We start from the raw sequence: 16,597 nt of genomic DNA on the forward strand, positions 1-16,597 counted from the left end.
CCGCCTTCGCGAATCGCGAAGCGCAGACCATCTTCCATGGCGATCGGCTTGATCAGGGTAACAACCATCTTGATGTTGTCGCCCGGCATTACCATCTCAACGCCTTCCGGCAGTTCGCACGAACCGGTTACGTCAGTGGTACGGAAGTAGAACTGCGGACGGTAGCCCTTGAAGAACGGGGTGTGACGACCGCCTTCTTCTTTGGACAGCACATACACTTCAGCTTCGAACTTGGTGTGCGGCTTGATGGTGCCCGGCTTGGCCAGAACCTGACCACGCTCTACGTCGTCACGCTTGGTGCCGCGCAGCAGAACGCCACAGTTCTCACCAGCACGACCTTCGTCGAGCAGCTTGCGGAACATTTCAACGCCGGTGCAGGTGGTCTTGGTGGTATCACGCAGACCAACGATTTCGATTTCTTCCTGAACCTTGACGATACCGCGCTCAACACGACCGGTAACCACGGTGCCGCGACCGGAGATCGAGAACACGTCTTCGATCGGCATCAGGAACGGCTTGTCGATGGCACGAACCGGCTCCGGAATGTAGGTATCCAGAGTTTCAACCAGCTTCTTAACAGCGCTGGTGCCCATTTCGTTGGTGTCTTCACCGTTCAGAGCCATCAGCGCGGAGCCGATGATGATCGGAGTGTCGTCACCCGGGAAGTCGTAGGTGCTCAGCAGGTCGCGAACTTCCATCTCGACCAGTTCCAGCAGCTCAGCATCATCAACCATGTCGGCCTTGTTCAGGAACACGACAATGTAAGGAACGCCTACCTGACGAGACAGCAGGATGTGCTCGCGTGTCTGCGGCATCGGGCCGTCAGCAGCGGAGCAAACCAGGATCGCGCCGTCCATCTGGGCAGCACCGGTGATCATGTTCTTGACGTAGTCAGCGTGACCCGGGCAGTCAACGTGCGCGTAGTGACGGACTTCGGAGTCGTACTCTACGTGCGCGGTGTTGATGGTGATACCACGAGCCTTCTCTTCCGGAGCCGAGTCGATCTTGTCGAAGTCGACCTTGGCCGAACCGAAAACTTCGGAGCAGACGCGGGTCAGAGCAGCGGTCAGAGTGGTTTTACCGTGGTCAACGTGACCGATGGTGCCGACGTTGACGTGCGGTTTGTTACGTTCGAATTTTTCCTTAGCCACGACAGTAAACCTCTTACTTAAAGGGCGGGATTAGCCTTGTTTTTTAACCAGCGCTTCGACGATGTTCGACGGAGCTTCTGCGTACTTGGAGAATTCCATGGAGTAGCTCGCGCGACCCTGGGACATGGAACGAACGTCGGTTGCATAACCGAACATCTCGCCCAGCGGAACCTCGGCACGAATAACCTTACCGGATACCGAATCTTCCATACCCTGGATCAGACCACGACGACGGTTCAGGTCACCCATCACGTCACCCATGTAGTCCTCTGGGGTCACCACTTCCACTTTCATGATCGGCTCCAGCACCTTGCCGCCGCCCTTCTGGGCCAGCTGCTTGGTCGCCATGGAGGCAGCGATCTTGAACGCCATCTCGTTGGAGTCGACGTCGTGGTAGGAACCATCGAACACGGTAGCCTTCAGGCCGATCAGCGGATAGCCGGCAACAACGCCGTTCTTCATCTGCTCCTCGATACCCTTCTGGATCGCCGGGATGTATTCCTTCGGAACCACACCACCCACGACTTCGTTGGTGAACACCAGACCTTCAGTGATGTTGCCCTTGTCGTCCACGTCCGGAGTCGAGAAACGAATCCAGCAGTGACCGAACTGACCACGACCACCCGACTGACGCACGAACTTGCCTTCGATCTCCACATTATCCTTGGAGATGGTTTCGCGATAGGAAACCTGCGGCTTGCCGATGTTGGCCTCGACGTTGAACTCGCGCTTCATGCGGTCAACGAGGATGTCCAGGTGCAGCTCACCCATACCGGAGATGATGGTCTGACCGGTTTCCTCGTCAGTCTTGACGCGGAAGGACGGGTCTTCCTGAGCCAGCTTGCCCAGAGCAATACCCATCTTCTCCTGGTCAGCCTTGGTCTTCGGCTCAACAGCCACCGAAATGACCGGCTCCGGGAAGTCCATACGCTCGAGGATGATCGGCTTCTCGATATCGCAGAGGGTGTCACCGGTGGTGACGTCCTTCATGCCGATCAGAGCAGCGATGTCGCCCGCGCGCACTTCCTTGATCTCGTCACGCTGGTTGGCATGCATCTGCACCATACGACCAACGCGCTCTTTCTTGCCTTTCACGGAGTTGACGACCGACTGGCCGGACTCCAGAACGCCCGAGTAAACGCGAACGAAGGTCAAGGTTCCCACGAACGGGTCGGTTGCGATCTTGAACGCCAGAGCAGAGAACGGCGCAGCGTCGTCAGCGTGACGCTCATCGAGCTGATCTTCGGTAACCTCATCCTTCGGAGTGTCGGCCAGGTCAGGGTGGATACCCTTAATTGCCGGAATCTCGGTCGGAGCAGGCAGGAAGTCGATCACGGCGTCGAGAACCAGGGGCACACCCTTGTTCTTGAACGAGGAACCGCAAACAGCCGGAACGATTTCACAAGCGATGGTACGCATACGCAGACCAGCCTTGATGTCCTCAATGGAGAGGTCACCCTCTTCGAGGTACTTGTTCATCAGCTCTTCGCTGGCCTCGGCAGCCGCCTCAACCATGTTGTTGCGCCACTCGCTGGCCAGGTCAACCAACTCAGCCGGAATTTCTTCCTCGCGGTAGCTGGTGCCCTTGTCGTCTTCGTTCCAGTAGATGGCCTTCATCTTGAGCAGATCAACCTGCCCCTGATAGTCATCTTCGGCGCCGATGGCGATCTGGATCGGAACCGGAGTGTGACCCAGGCGGTTCTTGATCTGACCCACAACGCGCAGGAAGTCAGCGCCAGCACGGTCCATCTTGTTCACGTACACGATACGCGGAACACCGTACTTGTTGGCCTGACGCCATACGGTTTCGGACTGCGGCTCAACACCGGAGGTGCCGCAGAACACCACGACCGCACCGTCCAGCACGCGCAGGGAGCGCTCAACTTCAATGGTGAAGTCTACGTGACCGGGGGTATCGATGACGTTTACACGGTACTTGTCGTACTGACCGCGCGAACCTTCCCAGAAGGTCGTGATCGCTGCGGAAGTGATGGTGATACCGCGCTCCTGCTCCTGCACCATCCAGTCGGTGGTTGCAGCGCCGTCGTGAACCTCACCCATCTTGTGGCTGAGACCTGTGTAGAACAGGATCCGCTCGGTAGTGGTGGTCTTGCCCGCGTCAACGTGGGCACAGATACCAATGTTCCGGTAGCGGTTAATTGCTGTAGTACGAGCCATAAAGCCCTCGCAAAAGAATGGAAGCCGTGATTAGAAGCGGTAGTGCGAGAACGCTTTGTTGGCCTCGGCCATACGGTGTACGTCTTCGCGCTTCTTGACGGCGGCGCCTTTGCCTTCAGCAGCATCCAGCAGCTCACCAGCCAGGCGCAGAGCCATAGACTTCTCGCCGCGCTTGCGGGCGAAATCTACCAGCCAACGCATGGCAAGAGCGTTACGACGGGACGGACGAACTTCGACCGGAACCTGGTAGGTAGCACCGCCTACACGGCGGGACTTAACTTCGACCAGCGGAGCGATGGCGTCGAGAGCTTTCTCGAAGATCTCCAGGGGATCGCTGTTCTTGCGCTGCTTAACAGTCTCCAGGGCACCGTAAACGATGCGCTCAGCCACTGCCTTTTTGCCGCTTTCCATCACGTGGTTCATGAATTTGGCGAGGATTTGGCTTCCGTATTTCGGATCGTCCAGAATCTCACGCTTAGCTGCTACACGACGTCTTGGCATGATAAGCCCTCAAACGGTCTTCAGGTTAGTTCAGGACAAATGCCCGACCTTACTCTTATCGACTCAATAAAAAGAAAAATGGCGAACCGAACTTACTTCGGACGCTTGGTACCGTACTTCGAGCGACCCTGCTTACGGTCTTTAACGCCGGTGGTATCCAGCGAACCGCGAACAGTGTGGTAGCGCACACCCGGAAGGTCTTTTACACGACCGCCACGGATCAGCACGACGCTGTGCTCTTGCAGGTTGTGACCCTCACCACCGATATAGGAGGTGACTTCGAAACCATTGGTCAGGCGAACACGGCACACTTTACGCAGTGCGGAGTTCGGTTTCTTCGGCGTGGTGGTGTACACGCGAGTGCACACGCCACGGCGCTGCGGGCAGTTCTGCAGCGCAGGCACGTCGCTCTTGTCGACGATGCGCTTGCGCGGCTGGCGTACCAGCTGGTTGATAGTTGCCATCTATAAGCTCCACTGTTGTCTTTCGACGCTATTGCCCTAAAGCAAAATGGCAGAGCAATCGCCCTGCCAAATTTAGGGGTGCATGAGTCTAAAGAGACTCACAACCCTAGTCAAGACAAAGCCCCAGGCGATTACTCGCCTGGGGCCTGTCTAATCAGTTGCCGCTGGAGTTCAGCGCTTCGGTCAGCGCCGCTTCCACTTCGCTGGCACTCACACGCTGCGGCTTGTCGGCATCACGGCGACGCTTGCGCTCGCTGTGATAGGCCAGACCGGTACCGGCCGGGATCAGACGGCCCACCACCACGTTTTCCTTCAGGCCGCGCAGGTAGTCACGCTTGCCGGTAACCGCCGCCTCGGTGAGGACGCGGGTGGTTTCCTGGAAGGAAGCCGCGGAGATGAACGACTCGGTCGACAGCGAGGCCTTGGTGATACCCAGCAGAACGCGCTCGTACTTGGCGATGAACTTGTCTTCGCCGGCCAGCACTTCGTTCTCTTCCAGCACCTGGGTCAGCTCCATCTGGTCACCCTTGATGAAGCTGGAGTCACCGGACTCGGTCACTTCGACCTTGCGCAGCATCTGACGCAGGATGGTCTCGATGTGCTTGTCGTTGATCTTCACGCCCTGCAGGCGGTAAACGTCCTGGATCTCGTTGACGATGTACTTGGCCAGCGCACTGACGCCCAGCAGACGCAGGATGTCGTGCGGGTTGCTCGGACCGTCGGAGATCACTTCACCCTTGTTGACCTGCTCACCTTCGAACACGTTCAGGTGGCGCCACTTCGGAATCAGCTCCTCGTACGGATCGCTGCCATCGGTCGGCGTGATGACCAGACGGCGCTTGCCCTTGGTCTCTTTACCGAAGCTGATGGTGCCGCTGATTTCCGCCAGGATCGACGGCTCCTTCGGACGACGCGCTTCGAACAGGTCGGCAACGCGCGGCAGACCACCGGTGATGTCGCGGGTCTTCGAGGTTTCCTGCGGGATACGGGCGATGACGTCACCGACACCGATCTGCGCACCGTCAGCCACACCGACCAGGGCGTTGGCCGGCAGGAAGTACTGGGCCGGAACGTCGGTGCCCGGCAGCAGCAGCTCTTTGCCGTTGGCATCCACCAGCTTGATGGCCGGACGGATGTCCTTGCCAGCAGCCGGACGATCCTTCGGATCCATCACTTCGATGTTGGTCAGACCGGTCAGCTCGTCGGTCTGGCGCTTGATGGTGATGCCCTCCTCCATGCCGGAGAAGGTCACGGTACCCTTCATCTCGGTCACGATCGGGTGGGTGTGCGGATCCCACTTGGCGACGATAGCGCCAGCATCGACCTTGTCGCCTTCCTTAACAGAAAGAACAGCACCATACGGCAGCTTATAACGCTCACGCTCGCGACCGAACTCGTCGGCCACGGCCAGTTCGCCGGAACGAGAGACGGCTACCAGGCTACCGTCGGCACGTTCAACGTGCTTCAGGTTGTGCAGGCGGATCGCACCACCATTCTTCACCTGGACGTTGTCGGCCGCGGAAGTACGGCTGGCCGCACCACCGATGTGGAAGGTACGCATGGTCAGCTGGGTACCCGGCTCACCGATCGACTGGGCAGCGATAACGCCGACAGCCTCACCGATGTTGACCTGATGACCGCGGGCCAGATCACGGCCGTAGCAGCTGGAGCAGATGCCGTAGCGGGTTTCACAGGTGATCGGCGAACGCACGACCACTTCGTCGATGCTGTTACGCTCGATGAACTCGACCCACTTCTCGTCGACCAAGGTGCCGGCCGGGACGATGATTTCGTCGGTGCCCGGCTTCGGCACGTCCTTGGCAATCACACGGCCGAGCACGCGCTCACCGAGCGGCTCGACCACGTCGCCGCCTTCGATGTGCGGCGTCATCAGCAGACCATGTTCGGTGCCACAGTCGACTTCGGTCACGACCAGATCCTGCGCCACGTCGACCAGACGACGGGTCAGGTAACCGGAGTTCGCGGTCTTCAGCGCGGTATCCGCCAGACCCTTACGAGCACCGTGAGTGGAGATGAAGTACTGCAGTACGTTCAGACCTTCACGGAAGTTCGCGGTGATCGGCGTCTCGATGATGGAGCCGTCCGGCTTGGCCATCAGGCCACGCATACCGGCCAGCTGACGGATCTGAGCAGCGCTACCACGAGCACCGGAGTCCGCCATCATGTACATGGAGTTGAAGGACTCCTGCTCGACAGTGTTGCCTTCGCGATCGACAACCGGCTCTTTCGACAGGTTGGCCATCATTGCCTTGGACACTTCGTCGTTGGCCTTGGACCACAGGTCGATCACCTTGTTGTACTTCTCGCCCTGGGTGACCAGGCCGGAGGCGTACTGCGATTCGATTTCCTTCACTTCCTCGGTCGCGGCGTCGATGATGCGCGCCTTTTCATCCGGGATAACGAAGTCGTTCACGCCGATCGACACACCAGAGATGGTCGAGTAGGCGAAACCGGTGTACATCAGCTGGTCGGCGAAGATCACGGTGTCCTTCAGACCCACGGTGCGGTAGCACTGGTTGATCAGCTTGGAGATCGCCTTCTTCTTCATCGACTGGTTGACCACGTCATAGGACAGGCCAGCCGGTACGATCTGGAACAGCAGGGCACGGCCGACAGTGGTGTCAACGATGCGGGTGTTTTTCACCAGGCTGCCGTCTTTCTGCTTCACGGTCTCGTTGATACGGACCTTGACGCGGGCGTGCAGCGAAGCCTCGCCGGCGCGGAACACGCGGTCGACTTCCTGCAGGTCGGCGAACACGCGACCTTCGCCCTTGGCGTTAACGGCTTCACGGGTCATGTAGTACAGACCCAGTACCACGTCCTGCGACGGTACGATGATCGGCTCGCCGTTGGCAGGCGACAGTACGTTGTTGGTCGACATCATCAGCGCGCGCGCTTCCAGCTGGGCCTCGAGGGTCAGCGGCACGTGCACGGCCATCTGGTCACCGTCGAAGTCGGCGTTGTACGCGGCGCAGACCAGCGGGTGCAGCTGGATCGCTTTACCTTCGATCAGTACCGGCTCGAACGCCTGGATACCCAGACGGTGCAGAGTCGGCGCACGGTTCAGCAGCACGGGATGTTCGCGGATGACTTCGGCGAGAACGTCCCAGACCTCGGGCAGCTCGCGCTCGACCATCTTCTTGGCCGCCTTGATGGTGGTGGCCATGCCGCGCATTTCCAGCTTGCCGAAAATGAACGGCTTGAACAGCTCAAGCGCCATCTTCTTCGGCAGACCGCACTGGTGCAGGCGCAGGGTCGGGCCTACGGTAATTACGGAACGACCGGAGTAGTCCACGCGCTTACCAAGCAGGTTCTGACGGAAGCGACCCTGTTTACCTTTGATCATGTCGGCCAGCGACTTCAGCGGACGCTTGTTCGAGCCAGTGATGGCGCGACCGCGACGGCCGTTGTCGAGCAGGGCGTCGACCGCTTCCTGCAGCATGCGCTTTTCGTTGCGCACGATGATGTCCGGCGCCGACAGGTCGAGCAGGCGCTTCAGACGGTTGTTACGGTTGATCACGCGACGGTACAGATCGTTCAGATCGGAAGTCGCGAAGCGGCCGCCATCCAGCGGAACCAGCGGACGCAGATCCGGCGGCAGAACCGGCAGAACGGTCAGGACCATCCACTCCGGGTGGTTGCCGGAGTCCTTGAAGGCTTCCATCAACTTCAGGCGCTTGGACAGCTTCTTGATCTTGGTCTCGGAGTTGGTCTGCGGGATTTCTTCGCGCAGACGGCCGATTTCGTGATCCAGATCGATAGCGTTGAGCAGCTCGCGAACGGCCTCGGCGCCCATGCGCGCGTCGAAGTCGTCACCGAACTCTTCGAGAGCTTCGAAGTACTGCTCGTCGTTCAGCAGCTGGTTCTTTTCCAGGGTGGTCATGCCCGGGTCGATCACCACGTAGCTCTCGAAATAGAGCACGCGCTCGATGTCACGCAGGGTCATGTCCAGCAGCAGGCCGATACGGGACGGCAGCGACTTCAGGAACCAGATGTGGGCAACCGGCGAAGCCAGCTCGATGTGCGCCATGCGCTCACGACGGACCTTGGCCAGGGCCACTTCCACGCCACACTTCTCGCAGATTACACCGCGGTGCTTGAGGCGCTTGTACTTGCCGCACAGGCACTCGTAGTCCTTGACCGGGCCAAAGATCTTGGCGCAGAACAGACCATCGCGCTCGGGCTTGAAGGTACGGTAGTTGATGGTCTCCGGCTTTTTCACTTCACCGAAGGACCAGGAACGGATCATTTCCGGCGAAGCCAGACCGATACGAATCGCATCGAACTCTTCAACCTGACCCTGGTTTTTCAACAGATTCAGCAAGTCTTTCAAGGCCTTTCCTCCTCACGGACCTGCTGCGGCCGACAGTGCGGCCGCAGCAAGGCGTGTTATTCGGTTTCCAGTTCGATGTCGATGCCGAGCGAACGGATTTCTTTGATCAACACGTTGAAGGACTCCGGCATGCCGGCCTCCATGCGGTGATCGCCGTCCACGATGTTCTTGTACATCTTGGTCCGGCCGTTCACGTCGTCCGACTTCACGGTCAGCATTTCCTGCAGGGTGTAGGCGGCGCCGTAGGCTTCCAGCGCCCAGACCTCCATCTCACCGAAGCGCTGACCACCGAACTGCGCCTTACCACCCAGCGGCTGCTGGGTAACCAGGCTGTAGGAACCGGTGGAACGAGCGTGCATCTTGTCGTCGACCAGGTGGTTCAGCTTGAGCATGTACATGTAGCCGACGGTGGTCGGACGCTCGAACTGGTTACCGGTACGACCGTCGAACAGGCGCATCTGACCGCTTTCCGGCAGATCAGCCAGCTTCAGCATGGCCTTGATCTCGCTTTCCTTGGCACCGTCGAACACGGCAGTCGCCATAGGTACGCCGCCCTTCAGGTTCTTCGCCAGCTCGAGGATCTCGGTGTCGGAGAAGGTATCCAGGCTTTCCTGACGACCACCAATCTCGTTGTAGATCTCGTTCAGGAACTTGCGCAGCTCGGCGATCTTGCGCTGCTCTTCGAGCATGCGGTTGATCTTCTCGCCCAAGCCCTTGGCCGCCAGACCCAGGTGGGTTTCGAGGATCTGACCGACGTTCATACGCGATGGAACGCCCAGCGGGTTCAGCACGATGTCGACCGGAGTACCGTTGGCGTCGTGCGGCATGTCTTCGACCGGCATGATCACCGAGACAACACCCTTGTTACCGTGACGACCGGCCATCTTGTCGCCCGGCTGGATGCGGCGCTTGATGGCCAGGTAGACCTTGACGATCTTCAGTACGCCCGGCGCCAGGTCATCGCCCTGTTGCAGCTTGCGCTTCTTGTCTTCGAACTTGTCGTCCAGCAGCTGGCGACGGTCGCTGATGTAGGCCTGGGCCTTCTCCAGCTGCTCATTCAGAGCGTCGTCTGCCATGCGCAGCTTGAACCACTGGCCACGCTCCAGACCGTCGAGGAACTCGTCGGTAACCTCAGCGCCTTTCTTCAGGCCAGCACCGCCTTCGGCCTTGGCGCCGACCAGAGCGGAACGCAGACGCTCGAAGGTCGCGCCTTCGACGATGCGGAACTCTTCGTTCAGGTCCTTGCGGATCTCGTCGAGCTGTTGCTTCTCGATGGCCAGGGCGCGGCTGTCGCGCTCTACACCGTCACGGGTGAAGACCTGTACGTCGATGACGGTACCCTTGGTGCCGGTCGGCACGCGCAGGGAGGTGTCTTTCACGTCGGACGCCTTCTCACCGAAGATCGCACGCAGCAGCTTCTCTTCCGGCGTCAGTTGGGTCTCGCCTTTCGGCGTCACCTTACCCACCAGAATGTCGCCCGCCATGACTTCGGCACCGACGTAGACGATACCGGCCTCGTCCAATTTGTTCAGCGCAGCCTCACCCACGTTCGGGATGTCCGCGGTGATTTCCTCTGGGCCGAGCTTGGTGTCACGGGCCACACAGGTCAGTTCCTGGATGTGGATCGTGGTGAAGCGATCTTCCTGGACCACGCGCTCGGACAGGCAGATGGAGTCTTCGAAGTTGAAGCCGTTCCACGGCATGAACGCCACGCGCATGTTTTGACCCAGCGCCAGTTCACCCATGTCGGTAGACGGGCCGTCAGCCATGATGTCGCCACGCGAAACCACATCCCCCTTGCTCACCAGCGGACGCTGGTTGATGCAGGTGTTCTGGTTGGAGCGGGTGTACTTGGTCAGGTTATAGATGTCGACACCGGCTTCACCGGTTTCAACTTCGTCGTCGGCTACGCGAACCACGATACGGCTGGCATCGACCGAGTCGATCACGCCACCACGGCGGGCTACGACGCAGACACCGGAGTCACGGGCGACGTTGCGCTCCATGCCAGTACCCACCAGCGGCTTGTCGGCACGCAGGGTCGGTACAGCCTGACGCTGCATGTTGGAGCCCATGAGTGCACGGTTGGCGTCGTCGTGCTCGAGGAACGGGATCAGCGATGCAGCGACGGAAACGACCTGCTTCGGCGAAACGTCCATCAGGGTCACGTCTTCCGGCGCCTTGACGGTGAACTCGTTCAGGTGACGTACGGTTACCAGCTCATCGATCAGCTGGCCCTTGTCGTTCATGGTCGCCGAAGCCTGGGCGATCACGTGATCGGCCTCTTCGATGGCGGACAGGAAGACGATCTCGTCGGTAACCTGTGTGTCCTTGACCACACGGTAGGGGCTTTCCAGGAAGCCGTACTGGTTGGTGCGGGCGTAGGCCGCCAGGGAGTTGATCAGACCAATGTTCGGACCTTCAGGCGTCTCGATCGGGCACACACGGCCGTAGTGGGTCGGGTGTACGTCACGGACTTCGAAGCCGGCGCGCTCACGGGTCAGACCGCCTGGGCCGAGTGCGGAAACGCGGCGTTTGTGGGTGATCTCGGAGAGCGGGTTGTTCTGGTCCATGAACTGCGAAAGCTGACTGGAACCGAAGAACTCCTTCACCGCCGCCGCAACCGGCTTGGCGTTGATCAGGTCCTGCGGCATCAGGCCTTCGCTTTCGGCCATCGACAGGCGCTCTTTGACCGCACGCTCAACGCGGACCAGGCCCACGCGGAACTGGTTCTCGGCCATCTCGCCGACGCAACGTACGCGACGGTTGCCCAGGTGGTCGATGTCGTCGACGATGCCCTTGCCGTTGCGGATGTCGACCAGGGTCTTCAGTACTTCGACGATGTCCTCACGGGACAGCACGCCGGAGCCTTCGATCTCGGTGCGACCGATACGACGGTTGAACTTCATGCGGCCAACGGCGGACAGGTCGTAACGCTCGGCACTGAAGAACAGGTTGTTGAACAGAGTCTCGGCAGCGTCCTTGGTTGGCGGCTCGCCAGGACGCATCATGCGGTAGATCTCGACCAGAGCTTCCAGCTGATTGCCGGTGGAGTCGATCTTCAGCGTGTCGGAGATGAACGGACCGCAGTCGATATCGTTGGTGTACAGGGTCTCCAGACGAACCACCTGGGCCTTGACGATCTTCGCCAGCAACTCGGTAGTCAGCTCGGAGTTGCACTCGGCAACGATCTCGCCGGTAGCTGGATGCACGATAGCCTTGGCGGTAGTGCGGCCCAGCAGGTAGTCGATCGGGACTTCCAGCTCTTTGATGCCGGCCTTGTCGATCTGGTTGATGTGGCGCGCAGTGATACGGCGGCCTTGCTCAACGATGACCTTGCCCTTCTCGTCCTTGATGTCGAAGGCAGCGATTTCACCGCGCAGGCGCTGGGGAACCAGCTCCAGCGCAAGGGTCTCGCCCTTCACATGGAAGACGTTGGTGGCATAGAAGGCATCCAGCACTTCCTCGGTGCTGTAGCCAAGCGCGCGCAGCAGGACGGACGCCGGCAGCTTGCGGCGACGGTCGATACGCACGAACACGCAGTCTTTCGGGTCGAACTCGAAGTCCAGCCAGGAACCGCGGTAAGGAATGATGCGCGCGGAGTACAGCAGCTTGCCGGAGCTGTGCGTCTTGCCACGGTCGTGGTCGAAGAACACACCCGGAGAACGGTGCAGCTGAGACACGATGACGCGCTCGGTACCGTTGATGATGAAGGTACCGTTCTCGGTCATGAGCGGAATTTCGCCCATGTACACTTCTTGCTCTTTGATGTCCTTGATCGCTTTGTTCGACGACTCTTTGTCGAAAATGATCAGACGGACTTTCACGCGCAGCGGCACGGCGAAAGTAACGCCGCGCAGTACGCATTCCTTGACGTCAAAAGCCGGCTCGCCCAGACGATAGCCGACGTACTCCAGAGCAGCATTGCCGGAGTAGCTGATGATCGGGAATACGGACTTGAAGGCCGCATGCAGGCCAACGTCGCGGAACTGCTCCTTGCTCACTCCTTGCTGCAGGAATTCGCGATACGAATCCAGCTGGATGGCCAGGAGATAAGGCACATCCATCACGTCCGGCAACTTGCTAAAGTCCTTGCGGATACGTTTTTTCTCAGTGTATGAGTAAGCCATCAGCGTTCCCCAGCTTGGTCACCTGCTTATTTGGCCATTGCCGGCGGCAATGCCCAGAAAATCGTGCAAACCCCTTGGTTTGCGCCGCCCTCGGGCGGGATCTTCACGCCATAGGCTGCGGCATTTCGGCCAGCAACCCATAACGGAAAAAGGCCGGTGGCATTAGCCACCAGCCATCAGCCTTAAGCGAACCGCTTCGGCTGCAGACGCAAGGTCGTCGCTTACTTGAGCTCGACTTTGGCGCCAGCTTCTTCCAGCTTCTTCTTGGCGTCTTCAGCAGCTTCCTTGGTCAGGCCTTCAGCAACAACCTGAGGAGCGGTGTCGACTTTCTCTTTCGCTTCTTTCAGACCCAGACCGGTCAGTTCGCGAACGACCTTGATCACGTTCACTTTCTTGTCGCCGGCTTCAGCCAGAACAACGTTGAACTCGGTCTGCTCTTCAGCAGCGGCAGCAGCGCCAGCAGCCGGGCCAGCAGCAACAGCAGCAGCAGCGGTTACACCGAACTTCTCTTCCATTGCCTTGATCAGTTCAACAACCTGCATCACGGACATTTCGGAAACGGCGTTGATGATGTCTTCGTTGGTCAGAGCCATGACTCTAATTCCTGTATTGGGGTGACAGCCTACGCGGCCATCAAATTAAACAAATTAACTGAAAGGGACGCTTTGCCTGGATTAGGCAGCAACGCCTTCTTTCTGGTCGCGAACGGCCGCCAGAGTACGAACGAACTTGCTGGTAGCGCCTTGCATAACGCTCATCAGCTGTGCGATCGCCTCGTCGTAGGTCGGCAGAGTTGCCAGCACGTCGATCTGGTTTGCTGCGAGGAACTGGCCCTCGAACGCAGCTGCCTTGATCTCGAACTTGTCCTGACCCTTGGCGAATTCCTTGAAGATGCGGGCAGCAGCGCCCGGATGCTCGTTGGAGAACGCGATGAGGGTCGGGCCTTTGAACACGTCGTTGAGCACGTCGAACTGAGTGCCTTCAACGGCGCGCTTGAGCAGGGTGTTACGTACGACACGCACGTAAACACCAGCTTCGCGGGCCTCTTTACGGAGTCCGGTCATTGCGCCGACAGTCACGCCACGGGCATCAGCCACGACAGCGGACAGACCGGCTTTGGCAGCCTCGTTGACTTCAGCGACGATGGCCTTCTTGTCTTCGAGTTTAATTGCCACGGGTTTACTCCTGGATGTTACCGTTTCGCCGGGCCGAGGCTCGGCGTCGTTTTGGTGTCTGATTCGGTACGAATCGGGAGCACCATCTGCGTAGGCTTGAGAAACGTCCTGGTTTAAGGCTTGCGCCGCCTACGGTCTTGGATAGCCCCCGCCAGGCAGGGACCCCAATCTTTACAGGCCGACGGATACATCCCCGCCGGCCAAATCACTTATGCTTCCAGCGAAGCCTGATCGATCACCAGGCCCGGACCCATGGTGGTGCTCAGGGTCACGCGCTTGACGTAGATGCCTTTCGAAGTGGAAGGCTTCAGACGCTTCAGATCGCTCAGCAGGGCTTCCACGTTCTGCTTCAGCGCAGCGGCTTCGAAGCCGACCTTGCCAACGGAGGTGTGGATGATGCCGTTCTTGTCGGTACGGAAACGTACCTGACCAGCCTTGGCGTTCTTCACGGCAGTGGCGACGTCCGGAGTCACGGTACCGACTTTCGGGTTCGGCATCAGACCGCGCGGGCCAAGAACCTGACCCAGCTGGCCAACAACGCGCATGGCGTCCGGAGAAGCGATAACTACGTCGTAGTTCAGATCGCCGGCTTTCATTTCGGCGGCCAGATCGTCCATGCCCACTTTGTCAGCGCCGGCAGCCAATGCAGCCTCAACGCCAGGACCCTGAGTGAACACGGCAACGCGTACGGTTTTGCCAGTGCCGTTCGGCAGAACGGTGGCACCACGTACAACCTGGTCGGATTTACGCGGATCAACGCCCAGGTTCACGGACACGTCGAACGACTCGGTGAACTTAACGGTCGACAGCTCGGCCAGCAGTTTGGCGGCGTCTTCGAAGGTGTAAGCCTTGCCGGCTTCAACTTTCTCGGCGATTGCCTTCTGGCGCTTGGTCAGCTTAGCCATTTACACACCCTCCACGTTGAGGCCCATGCTACGCGCGGAGCCGGCGATGGTACGCACGGCCGCATCCAGGTCAGCAGCGGTCAGATCAGCCTGCTTGGTCTTGGCGATCTCTTCCAGCTGAGCACGTGTAACGGTGCCAACTTTGACGGTGTTCGGACGAGCGGAACCGCTGGTCAGGCCGGCAGCCTTCTTCAGCAGCACCGAAGCCGGGGTGCTTTTGGTTTCAAAAGTGAAGCTGCGGTCGCTGTAAACAGTGATGATCACAGGAGTCGGCAGACCAGGTTCCATGCCCTGAGTCTTGGCGTTGAACGCCTTGCAGAATTCCATGATGTTTACGCCGTGCTGACCCAGAGCGGGGCCAACGGGCGGCGACGGGTTGGCCTGACCGGCCTTTACTTGCAGCTTGATGTAAGCCTGAATCTTCTTAGCCATGAGCTACTCCAATATCGGGTCAAACGCCTCACCGAGGCTCCCCGGTTAATCACGCATTTATCCCAGTGACGACAAAACCCCGCAGCCAACAGCTGCGGGGTACGGGATGCATTGTCCAGTTAAGCCTTCTCGACCTGGCTGAACTCCAGCTCCACCGGCGTGGAGCGACCGAAGATGAGCACGGCAACCTGAATACGGCTCTTCTCGTAGTTAACCTCTTCGACAACACCGTTAAAGTCAGCAAACGGCCCATCGACAACACGAACAGTTTCGCCCGGCTCGAACAGCGTCTTCGGCTTCGGCTTGTCACCGCTATCGGCAACGCGACGCAGGATAGCGTCAGCCTCTTTCTCGGTAATTGGAGCAGGCTTATCAGCAGTACCACCAATAAAACCCATGACGCGCGGCGTATCCTTGATCAGGTGCCAAGTCGCCTCGCTCATCTCCATCTGCACCAGCACATAACCGGGGAAGAATTTGCGCTCACTTTTGCGCTTCTGGCCATTACGCATTTCAACCACCTCTTCGGTGGGAACCAGAATTTCGCCAAACTCCTCTTCCATGCCAGCCAGCTTGACGCGCTCGATCAGTGAGCGCATGACATGCTTCTCGTAACCCGAGTAAGCATGCACAACGTACCAACGCTTAGCCACGGGACACCCTTAACCGACAATCAACGAAACAAGCCAACCGAGCAGGCTATCCAACCCCCACAGGAGCAGCGCCATCACCAGAACAACCGCCACCACAATCAAAGTGGTCTGCGTAGTTTCCTGGCGGCTCGGCCAAACGACCTTACGAATTTCGATTCGCGCCTCTTTCGCCAGAGCGAAGAAAGCCTGCCCACGAGCAGTCTGCAGAGCGACGAACGCCGCAACAACAGCCATAGCCAGCAGAGCAAGCACGCGATACAGGAGAGGCTCAGCCGAGAAATACTGATTGCCGATAACACCTGCGATGACTAGAGCAGCCACTACCAGCCACTTCAGCACATCAAAGCGGGAGTCTTTAGCTTCAGCCTTGGCATTCATGAGATAACCCTGTTAAAAGAAGTGCCAGATCCACATTAATCAGGAATCTGGCAGGCCAGGAGGGAATCGAACCCCCAACCTGCGGTTTTGGAGACCGCCGCTCTGCCAATTGAGCTACTGGCCTAAAATCGAAGTCAGGCCGACCATTATGCCGGCCTAACAAGATCAGATCAACCGATTACTCGACGATCTTGGCAACCACGCCAGCACCAACCGTACGACCGCCTTCGCGAATCGCGAAGCGCAGACCATCTTCCATGGCGATCGGCTTGATCA

At 59.0% G+C, this 16,597-nt stretch carries 12 protein-coding genes, 1 tRNA gene and 1 pseudogene; all 14 read right to left on the bottom strand.

From position 1 onward, the window contains the following. A partial coding sequence (tuf, locus tag P7A97_RS20350; protein WP_277692305.1) for an elongation factor Tu occupies positions 1–1,151 on the bottom strand: 1,151 nt, incomplete at its 3' end. 30 nt (positions 1,152–1,181) lie between these two features. Next, positions 1,182–3,329, bottom strand: coding sequence for an elongation factor G (fusA, locus tag P7A97_RS20355; protein WP_277692306.1), 2,148 nt, complete (start codon positions 3,327–3,329; stop codon positions 1,182–1,184). 30 nt (positions 3,330–3,359) lie between these two features. After that, positions 3,360–3,830 (bottom strand): 30S ribosomal protein S7, encoded by a 471-nt coding sequence (gene rpsG / locus P7A97_RS20360; protein ID WP_277692309.1) that lies wholly within the window; start codon positions 3,828–3,830, stop codon positions 3,360–3,362. A gap of 92 nt (positions 3,831–3,922) precedes the next feature. Next, entirely contained in the window at positions 3,923–4,294 is a 372-nt protein-coding gene (gene rpsL / locus P7A97_RS20365; protein ID WP_044410932.1) for a 30S ribosomal protein S12, read from the bottom strand. Between the two features lie 154 nt (positions 4,295–4,448). After that, complete coding sequence (gene rpoC / locus P7A97_RS20370) at positions 4,449–8,648, bottom strand: DNA-directed RNA polymerase subunit beta' (RefSeq protein ID WP_277692314.1); 4,200 nt, start codon at positions 8,646–8,648, stop codon at positions 4,449–4,451. 56 nt (positions 8,649–8,704) lie between these two features. Beyond that, the gene (gene rpoB, locus P7A97_RS20375) at positions 8,705–12,778 is read right to left on the bottom strand and encodes a DNA-directed RNA polymerase subunit beta (RefSeq protein WP_277692315.1); all 4,074 of its coding nucleotides are present in this window, start codon (positions 12,776–12,778) and stop codon (positions 8,705–8,707) included. Between the two features lie 221 nt (positions 12,779–12,999). Further along, positions 13,000–13,371, bottom strand: coding sequence for a 50S ribosomal protein L7/L12 (rplL, locus tag P7A97_RS20380; RefSeq protein ID WP_277692316.1), 372 nt, complete (start codon positions 13,369–13,371; stop codon positions 13,000–13,002). Positions 13,372–13,452: 81 nt separating this feature from the next. Next, on the bottom strand, positions 13,453–13,953 hold the full coding sequence (gene rplJ / locus P7A97_RS20385) for a 50S ribosomal protein L10 (RefSeq protein ID WP_277692318.1): 501 nt from the start codon (positions 13,951–13,953) through the stop codon (positions 13,453–13,455). A 209-nt stretch (positions 13,954–14,162) separates the two neighbouring features. Beyond that, positions 14,163–14,858, bottom strand: a complete 696-nt coding sequence (gene rplA, locus P7A97_RS20390; protein WP_277692319.1) for a 50S ribosomal protein L1 — start codon at positions 14,856–14,858, stop codon at positions 14,163–14,165. After that, a complete protein-coding gene (gene rplK, locus P7A97_RS20395) occupies positions 14,859–15,290 on the bottom strand; it encodes a 50S ribosomal protein L11 (protein ID WP_004373444.1) in 432 nt (143 codons plus the stop codon). A 119-nt stretch (positions 15,291–15,409) separates the two neighbouring features. Continuing rightward, positions 15,410–15,943, bottom strand: coding sequence for a transcription termination/antitermination protein NusG (gene nusG / locus P7A97_RS20400; protein WP_277692322.1), 534 nt, complete (start codon positions 15,941–15,943; stop codon positions 15,410–15,412). A 9-nt stretch (positions 15,944–15,952) separates the two neighbouring features. Next, on the bottom strand, positions 15,953–16,321 hold the full coding sequence (gene secE / locus P7A97_RS20405) for a preprotein translocase subunit SecE (RefSeq protein WP_277692323.1): 369 nt from the start codon (positions 16,319–16,321) through the stop codon (positions 15,953–15,955). 48 nt (positions 16,322–16,369) lie between these two features. Then, positions 16,370–16,445, bottom strand: a tRNA-Trp gene (locus P7A97_RS20410). A gap of 54 nt (positions 16,446–16,499) precedes the next feature. Beyond that, a pseudogene (locus P7A97_RS20415) lies at positions 16,500–16,597 on the bottom strand (elongation factor Tu); the annotation flags it as partial.

The organism is Pseudomonas sp. GOM6 (genome assembly GCF_029537485.1).
Classification (GTDB): domain Bacteria; phylum Pseudomonadota; class Gammaproteobacteria; order Pseudomonadales; family Pseudomonadaceae; genus Aquipseudomonas.